This is a genomic window from Bradyrhizobium sp. sGM-13 (assembly GCF_018398875.1).
Lineage (GTDB): Bacteria > Pseudomonadota > Alphaproteobacteria > Rhizobiales > Xanthobacteraceae > Bradyrhizobium.
Genome location: NZ_JAGWDK010000086.1, coordinates 1 through 7,693 on the forward strand (window position 1 = coordinate 1; position 7,693 = coordinate 7,693).

The following is a 7,693-nucleotide window of genomic DNA, read 5'->3' on the forward strand; positions in this document are numbered from 1 at the left end:
GAGGCGCTCTACGCCACCTCGCCGTTCACGCCGCGGTAGCGGCTTCGTTCAATCCAGTTTCGCCGATCAATCGCCACATTCTGCCAAAGTAGTGCTAGAGCCGCGGTCAGCCTCGGCACCCGAATGGCATTTAACTGCATTACGATCTGTCGCAGCTTCGGCTAGTGCTTAGCACGTGTTAAGTGTCGTCGAGCGACGCTGCTCGCAACGCCAGCAACATATGCTTCCTTCGCCTCCACCGCGATGTGGCGCAAACCAGCAACTAAGCATTGATTGATCAACGCTTTTGTTCTCCGAAAAGTGATTTCCGGATATTCACTGAGGATCTGCGCGCGCGCGATAGCCCTTTCCACGAGTTGGCTGGAATCGACCACCTCGTGAAGCAATTTGTGGTCTACCGCCCTCGAAATCGGAACAACCTCGCATCCATAAATGACGTCAGACATCGCCGCTCGACCCACGAAACTCTCAAGCATATACGCACCGATTATACAACTGACGCCGTGCTTCAATTCCCACATAATCAGCTTGGTTCCTGGCGATCCGACGCGCCAATCGCAGGATAGCGCGACCGCAAAGCCGGTGCCTATTGCGTATCCGTCGACTGCGGCAACAGTCGGCTTCGTGACTTTGAGTATCGTAGAATAGAAATCAATCAGCCTATCAATGGCTCCCTCCACCTCGGCGCGTCCGGAAAGCTGGGCTACCTCGTTAAGATCACCACCGGCGCAAAAGGATCGGTCATTCCCCCCTGTCAATACTAAAGCCCTTATCGCAGGATTGTCCTCTGTCTCTCGACATACCGAGCGGATGGCGTTCTCGAGTTCTAGGCTCATCGGGTTATGAGCGTTGGCGTGATTGAACCGCGCGACCAAAACCGCGCCTCGAGCTTCCGTTTCTAGAATGGCCATGGTGTCTCCAATCAGTCGTTTGCATCTGCGGTGTCACGGGTAGCTCATCGCCTTTCCTATGCGTCCATATAGTGTTGGGCGAGATCGCATCTCCTTTTCCTTGAGCATTTTGAAAGACGATCATCCCGGCGGTAAGAATAGAGCAAAACTGAAGGAGTGTTGCCCCTCCCAATTCTGGTAGAGAGCGCAAGATCGCTTTCCCTCTACATTTTCCCCCATCCATCGAGGAATCATGAGACTGTGCCTCGCGGCAGTCAGATGGAAGGCAAGCGTCGTCTGGGAGAGAGCTTCGCCAGCCTCCTAACGCGTGACGGGCGTAACCCGACCGGAGTAACGAGCCCAGCCGACAGCGATCAGCCGATAAGGCTGTACATGAAAGTACCGTCCGACCGATACTCCGCCAGTGGCTGCCGGCAAAGCGCCGAATTCGCGCCCGGGAAGCTATCCATGTTGAGGCGTAGGTGGTCATCTTTAACTGGCCTCACGAAGGTGGCCCGGATCGGGATCCTACTTCACTGATACGGGCGAATTGGCAGCCACTATTGCGGGGGCGCCGCTCGATCTTCGCCTCTATGATATCCTCGGATCACCTATTCCGGGCTTGAGCACGCCCACGTCGTGCTCGGTAGCGACAGCTTCGTCGACTTGACGAAGGACTGCACAACGCCTTCTGCTCACTGGACGGCGCGCCGCGGGAGCATCCAGGGGAATCGCATATGGAATTGCGACATCTATTGCATTGGAGAGCAAGAAGGATCCTGAAGACGACTCCCGGATCATTGAGGCGGTCGAATGGAGAAGTTCAGGGAGGCTTTTCGGCGGCTGCCGGACCCGCGTGCGGACAATGCAAGGCACGATCTGTTGGAGGTGCTGTGCATCGCGCTGGTGGCGACGCTGTGCGGAGCGGAATCGTGCTTGGACATGGCAGATGTCGGTCAGTCGAAGGAAGGGCTGCTGCGACTTTTTCTGCGCCTGGAACCTGGCATCCCCAGTCACGGCACGTTCAGCCGGGTATTTCGCTTGCTCAAGCCGCAAGCCTTCGAGACCGCCTCCGTCGCTTCATGCCCGCTTTGCCAAGGCCAACGGGCTCAAACTCACCGGAGTGGCGGCCGTCGACGGCAAGGCTCTGCGCGGATCCTACGAACGCGGTGGTCGGGCTACGCCGCTGCAACTGGTCAACGTCTTTGCGGTGGAAGCCCGTATGGCACTGGCCCAGCAAAAGGCGGCCGGTCGCAACGAGACGGCGGGAGCTTTGGAAGTGCTGGAACTGCTGTCCCTCGAAGGTTGCATCGTTACCGCCGACGCGCTGCATTGCCATCGCGCCCTTGGGGCGGCGATACGCGAGCGCGGCGACTATGTTCTGGCGATCAAGGCTAACCGCGGACGCTTGTTCACTGCCGTCACGCAACAGTTCGCGCGATCGGGCGAGCGCAGCACAGCCGAGCAGATCGAACGCGCCAGCCACGATCGACGAGAAACGCGGCGCGCGACGATCATGCGCAATGCCAGCCTGGCGGCCCGTTACGACTTTCCAGGCGTCGCTGCGGTTGGCCGGATCACCTCGCGCCGGCGTTTGCGGGGGCAGCGCGCCCGACGCCCCTATCGTGCGCCACTATCTCTGGTCCAAGTACATCTCCCCCAAGCGGCTGCTGCGCGTCACCCGCAGCCACTGGGGTATCGAGAACCAGCTCCATTGGGTGCTCGATGTTCACTTCGCCGAGGACCGCAATCGTGCTCGAAAGGACAATGCTCCGGAGAACCTTGCTATTCTGCGCAGGCTCGCCCTCAAAGTCCTCCGAACTCACCCAGATCGCGCGTCCCTGCGCCGCAAAATCAAACGCGCTGGCTGGGACAATGCCTTCCTCTTGGCTTGTCCTCAGCCATATGCGATAGCCCTGCGGGAGCATCGGACCGAGGGACTCTGGCCGCCTTCTCCAATCTCGACTGCGAAGACGATCTGATGCGAAGATGCGCGACCGCTCTGCACCTATTGCGGCCCGAGACGAGCTGCGGCTATCCTAGGAACGTTATGATCGCCTGCGCCGAGCTCAGCGGGCAGTGGCAGGTCGTCAATTTCATCCGAACTTTGATAGCGAGTTCGTCCTCGCGAGACTCCACCACAACCGCGACACCGAATTGGTGTTGAGGAACGGTGAAGTCCGGGCGCAAGCGCTGCCACCACGTTCTCGCCTGTGAGCAGGTCGACGACATGCTGCAATTTTGGTAGGGCATGTCGCGGGCGTGGCGCCTCGACCAAACCCGCGAGCTCCTAGCGAGAGATCGACCTCCATGTCTTCGCTGACCGTAATGATGACACATCCAAACTGGATCGTCGTGTGAGCGCGATCATGGTGTCAACGATCTGCTCCTGCTCGTGGACGCGCAGCAGGGCGCCACTCGACCCTCCTCGATTGCGCCGACGTAGCAGGCCACGTGCCCCGTGTCGGCGATCTGCGGATTGACGGGAATATCAAGTTCGATTTCGCGGGACACCTCTATGATGGTTTATGGATGATGGCCATTCTCGAACAGCGCGTATTTGAAAGCTTGGGCGCGGTTCACGAACAGGCCGCCATCCCGCTCTGTTCGCGGGCAACCCAGTTGCCGCGATGATTCCTGCCAACAAGCACGGTCGGCGCTCCGGGGCTGCACAACCGAGGTTCGACGGGATTCACGTTCATAATCCTTCCTTGACTTTCAGAGGGGTTACTCCTCAGCCGACACCTGCCACATCCATTCCGCACCGTTCAAATATCGTCAGCCTGGACGCCTGATTTGCCGCGTTCGAATACCTGGCCCATCGAAAAGCGTATCACGCCGTTTACGAGATTCGCGGTTTCCTGCATGGCGGGAGCGTGTTGATCGAGTACGCGATGCAACTTTCCGGAAACCGCGCGACCATCTTCGACCCGTTTCCAGGCGGGAGTCTTTGGTCGAGTGAAGCGCCTGACGACCGGTATTCTGTTTGTAAGCTGCGGCAATCTCCTTGTCCGGCTCAGTGAGGTGCGCGGCAAGCGCGACATTAATGTTTGCCGCTTGGGCGGCAAGCACAAAACTCGTCAATGCCTTCATAAGGATCAATCGGGCAAGCGTCATCGCAACTCCGGGCATGAACTCCCACCGCTCTGGCGTTGGCTCTTTCTTATCCCCGCAATCGGCGTGCAAGTCGCGCAATCGTCGATCTCGATGGTGAAGAATACAGCAAAAAGGAAGAGAGTCCCCTACCAATTCTGGAGAGAAGCGCAAGATCGCTTCCGCTTTCCATATTCGCTCAATCAAGTCTTACGAATCATGAGAGGGCTTTGAAATCCTATTCAACGCGCCCCGGCGTGCCTCGGATCAGACGAAGATATAGTCGATCCTTGATCGTTGATCTTTCTTGCGCGCCTTGAAGTGGAGTAACTCCGCTATGCGCTGCTGCGCGACGTAGCAATGAACATCGCAGCGCCCAATCGTGGTGCGCCTTCGAGTCGGATCGATCCAAATCTGCACGACTCAGAGTGTGCCTCTAGCCGGTTTGTTCGGTGACCATGATGCGAGAAGATCGCCGGTTGCCCGATCAAGCGCGCCTATGTTGACAAGTGGCTATCGCGGCTAGCACAAAGCGACAAATCCGCGCCGCGTCTTCATCTCCGGTGACAGGATCTCACGTCGCGGTCGCGAACGCGAATTGTCGATGGACGGCCTCGCATCCACTATATGGGCGTCGACTTCGAACGTGTTGCTCCGAACGCCGGGCCGACTAGGCCGCTGCTATGCCCAATCAAGGCATCAGGTTTCGGGGGAAATCGCGTAGGAACATACCTGTTCAACCTGATCAGGTTAGCCAGGAACCGGGAGACTTTCGCTATCATCTATCTCGATCCTGACCATTCGAGTTGTGTAGATCTGATCGTTGCCATCGCAGCAGTGCTTCTATGAATCCAGGCGCGCCCCATTCCTTTTCGATCATCTGAGGTTCGCCTTCGGAGGGAAACATCTGATCCAAGCGACCGCTTGATATGCGGATGGCGAGCAAACCAAGGAGGAGGATAAAGTCACGAACTTCGCGTCACGATCATCATCCGCGATGTTCGATCCCTTTGTTCAGCTTTGAGGTTAGCGTGTAGGTCACCCCGCATAGCGGGCGGTGTTTGATTGTTAGAGAATCTTCCGGTGATTTGTTCCCAGGAGATCATATGAGCGAACATAGGTCTGACACTAAGAGCTTCGAAGTTATCACGGCGACACCCGAGCGGCTTCCCGTCAGTCCGGGGCGGAGCCATCGCACCTGGTCGCGGGAGGCGAAGGAGCGGATTGTCGGGGAAACGTTCGCGCCGGGGGCGAACGTGTCGGCGATCGCGCGGGCTCACGGGCTTGATCCGTCGCAGGTGTTTGCCTGGCAGCGCAAGGCGCTGGCCTCGGGGATTGTTGCGCCGCTTTCCGAGCGAGCCAGACCGGTCAAGTTCGCGCGTTTTGAAGCTGTGGCGGGCGAGACGATGGAAATTGTGGTCGGCGATGTCGCGGTGCGCATCGGCAGCGATGTGGAGCCTGAGCGGCTTGCTGCGGTAATCCGGGCGGTTCGGCAGGCATGATCCCGGCAGGTGTTCAGGTTTACGTGGCCAGCACGCCGGTCGACTTCCGTAATTATGCGGAGCGCATGGTTATGCAGAGTCCGCGGCGAGCCGATCGGAGTTCTCCTTCTTATCAACAGCTTAGACCGAGGCCGGTGGGATCTGACTCGGCATAATTCGAGGTTTCCTTCGCTGTCTTGATGGCAACGAGAGGAGGCCAACGATGGTCAAGCCGAAGCAAGGTTGCAGCAATCATCGACGTAGTATGGACGCGGGCGACCTCGCCCCGCTAGTGACGGAGTTTATGTCCCATCTCCGGGCGCTGGGACATTCCTGCTTGACGGTGAGCGGCTACGGGGGTTCAGCTCGCCACTTCGCCTGCTGGCTCACCAGGGAAAGGCTTGCAGTCGGCAACGTCGACGAGGATGTCGTAAGTCGTTTTGCGCGACATCGCTGTCGCTGTCCCGGCATTCGCCGAGTGAAAGGCGTATTCGAGAAATACGTGAGGCGAGCACGCAGGTTTGTCGATTTTTTGGGTGAGCGTGGCATCGTGCGACGCGAGCCGAAGAGTACGTCCCCAGCTTTCGACCGGCATGTGATCGAGTTCCAGGAGCGGCTGCGCCACCATCGCGGCATCACGGAGCTGACGATAGGTCGGCACGGTCGCATGGTCATGCGGTTGCTCCCGGCGCTCGGCAGAAGGTCGCAAAGCTGGGATGCCCAGCTCATTCGCGATGTGATTCTTGCAGAGACGAAGCGGGCTTCACTCGCCTATGTGAAGACGATGACCATGGCCCTGCGAGGATATCTGCGCTTCCTCGGCGCGCGCGGCCTGTGTCGGGCGGGGCTCGAACGGGCTGTGCCGATTATTCCGCAATGGCGGCTGTCGGCGTTGCCTCACAACATCAGTACCGCCGATGTCGATGGTCTGATTGCCACTTGCGACCGGGCCACGCCGGCGGGTGCTCGCGATCGAGCCAATCTGCTCCTCCTGGCCCGCCTTGGCTTGCGGGCGGGCGACATTCTTGCACTTTGCCTTCACGACATTGATTGGCAGCACGCGACACTCACCGTTCGCGGCAAGGGCCGACGAGAGACTCGGCTTCCGCTCCCTCAGGATGCCGGTGATGCTGTGCTCGACTATCTCAAGCGAAGCCGACCATGCGTAGCCCGACAGGAGTTGTTCCTCACCTCGAATGCTCCGTTCCGCGCGCTGTCCGGCTCGACCGTCTCAAGCGTGTTCGACGTGCGGTAGACAGCAGTGGCATCGTCGCTCCGTCGAAAGGCGCCAATCTGCTTCGGCATTCGGCCGCGACGGCGATGCTGCGAGGCGGCGCCACGCTCGACATGGTCGGCGCCGTACTGCGTCACCGTTCGCCGGACACGACCGCACATTATGCCAAGGTCGACATCGTGATGCTGCAGCAGATCGCGCAGCCCTGGCCGGGAGATGCGTGATGCTGAGCCGAGATCTTGCACGATACGTGGACCAGCAGCGCTCATTGGGCTTCAAGTTCCGCGTCCAGGAGATCCTGCTGAGAGGCTACGTTGCCTTCGCCGAGGAACTTGGCGATCGGCATATCAACAAGACGCGTGTTCTTGAATGGGCCGCACGCGCGCCATCCCCGGAGCAGCGCCGCAACCGGCTGCTCACCGTGCGACGGTTTGCCCTGGTGATGCGGGCTGAAGACCTGCACCACCAAGTTCCGGCGGCGGACGCGCTCGGCCACGCTGTCGCCAAGCGGTGCTCGCCGTACATCTATAGTGCGGACGAACTTGCGCGACTGCTTCGCGCGGCAGGGGCGCTCCAGCCGGAGGGCTCGATCAGAGCGATCATGTACGCAACGCTCTTCGGCCTGCTTGCCGCTACCGGCATGAGGATCGCAGAGGCATTGGCGCTGCAGATCGACGATGTGATCGCCGACGGGCTCGTCGTACAAGAGACCAAGTTCCAGAAGAGCCGGCTGTTGCCACTGCACGCAACAGCACGGCTGGCGCTCGAAAGGTATCTGGTCGCCAGGCAGAGGTTGGCCGCCATGGATCGCGCTCTCTTCATATCGGTCGCCGGCCGACCGCTGTCGTACAACACCGTGCGCGGCGTCTTTCTGCAACTCCTCGATCGCACCAATCTCAGGGGCGCACACTCGGGTCGAGATCCGCGCATCCACGATCTGCGCCATAATTCCGGCAACTGGATTATTCCGGCAACTGACGGACAACGTCGGCATT

At 59.5% G+C, this 7,693-nt stretch carries 7 protein-coding genes and 3 pseudogenes; 8 read left to right on the forward strand and 2 right to left on the reverse strand.

Features of this window, described 5'->3' with window-relative positions; genetic code table 11:
* Window positions 1-161: 161 nt before the first annotated feature.
* Window positions 162-911: an enoyl-CoA hydratase/isomerase family protein gene (locus KJQ96_RS37515; RefSeq protein ID WP_213291061.1), complete on the reverse strand. Its 750-nt coding sequence runs from the start codon at window positions 909-911 to the stop codon at window positions 162-164.
* 792 nt (window positions 912-1,703) lie between these two features.
* Here KJQ96_RS37515 and KJQ96_RS42460 point away from each other — a divergent pair.
* The 3 genes and pseudogenes from KJQ96_RS42460 to KJQ96_RS42470 all read left to right on the forward strand — a co-directional run.
* A pseudogene (locus KJQ96_RS42460) lies at window positions 1,704-1,901 on the forward strand (transposase family protein); the annotation flags it as partial.
* A pseudogene (locus KJQ96_RS42465) lies at window positions 1,840-2,439 on the forward strand (ISAs1 family transposase); the annotation flags it as partial. The pseudogenes KJQ96_RS42460 and KJQ96_RS42465, both read left to right, overlap by 62 nt.
* Window positions 2,414-2,872, forward strand: coding sequence for an ISAs1 family transposase (locus tag KJQ96_RS42470; protein ID WP_375293264.1), 459 nt, complete (start codon window positions 2,414-2,416; stop codon window positions 2,870-2,872). The pseudogene KJQ96_RS42465 and the gene KJQ96_RS42470, both read left to right, overlap by 26 nt.
* 385 nt (window positions 2,873-3,257) lie before the next feature.
* On the opposite strand, the pseudogene KJQ96_RS42475 reads toward KJQ96_RS42470, so the two are convergent.
* Window positions 3,258-3,592: pseudogene (locus KJQ96_RS42475) on the reverse strand (hypothetical protein).
* Between the two features lie 256 nt (window positions 3,593-3,848).
* Between KJQ96_RS42475 and KJQ96_RS37530 the strand changes: the two are divergent.
* From KJQ96_RS37530 to KJQ96_RS37545, 5 genes are all read left to right on the forward strand, one after another.
* Window positions 3,849-4,217: a hypothetical protein gene (locus KJQ96_RS37530; protein ID WP_213291063.1), complete on the forward strand. Its 369-nt coding sequence runs from the start codon at window positions 3,849-3,851 to the stop codon at window positions 4,215-4,217.
* An 872-nt stretch (window positions 4,218-5,089) separates the two neighbouring features.
* A complete protein-coding gene (locus tag KJQ96_RS37535) occupies window positions 5,090-5,485 on the forward strand; it encodes a transposase (RefSeq protein WP_213291064.1) in 396 nt (131 codons plus the stop codon).
* 202 nt (window positions 5,486-5,687) lie between these two features.
* On the forward strand, window positions 5,688-6,719 hold the full coding sequence (locus tag KJQ96_RS41605; RefSeq protein WP_256441735.1) for a tyrosine-type recombinase/integrase: 1,032 nt from the start codon (window positions 5,688-5,690) through the stop codon (window positions 6,717-6,719).
* On the forward strand, window positions 6,626-6,922 hold the full coding sequence (locus KJQ96_RS41610; protein ID WP_256441736.1) for a tyrosine-type recombinase/integrase: 297 nt from the start codon (window positions 6,626-6,628) through the stop codon (window positions 6,920-6,922). Before KJQ96_RS41605 ends, KJQ96_RS41610 begins: the two co-directional genes overlap by 94 nt.
* 26 nt (window positions 6,923-6,948) lie before the next feature.
* A partial coding sequence (locus tag KJQ96_RS37545) for a tyrosine-type recombinase/integrase (RefSeq protein ID WP_309142536.1) occupies window positions 6,949-7,693 on the forward strand: 745 nt, incomplete at its 3' end.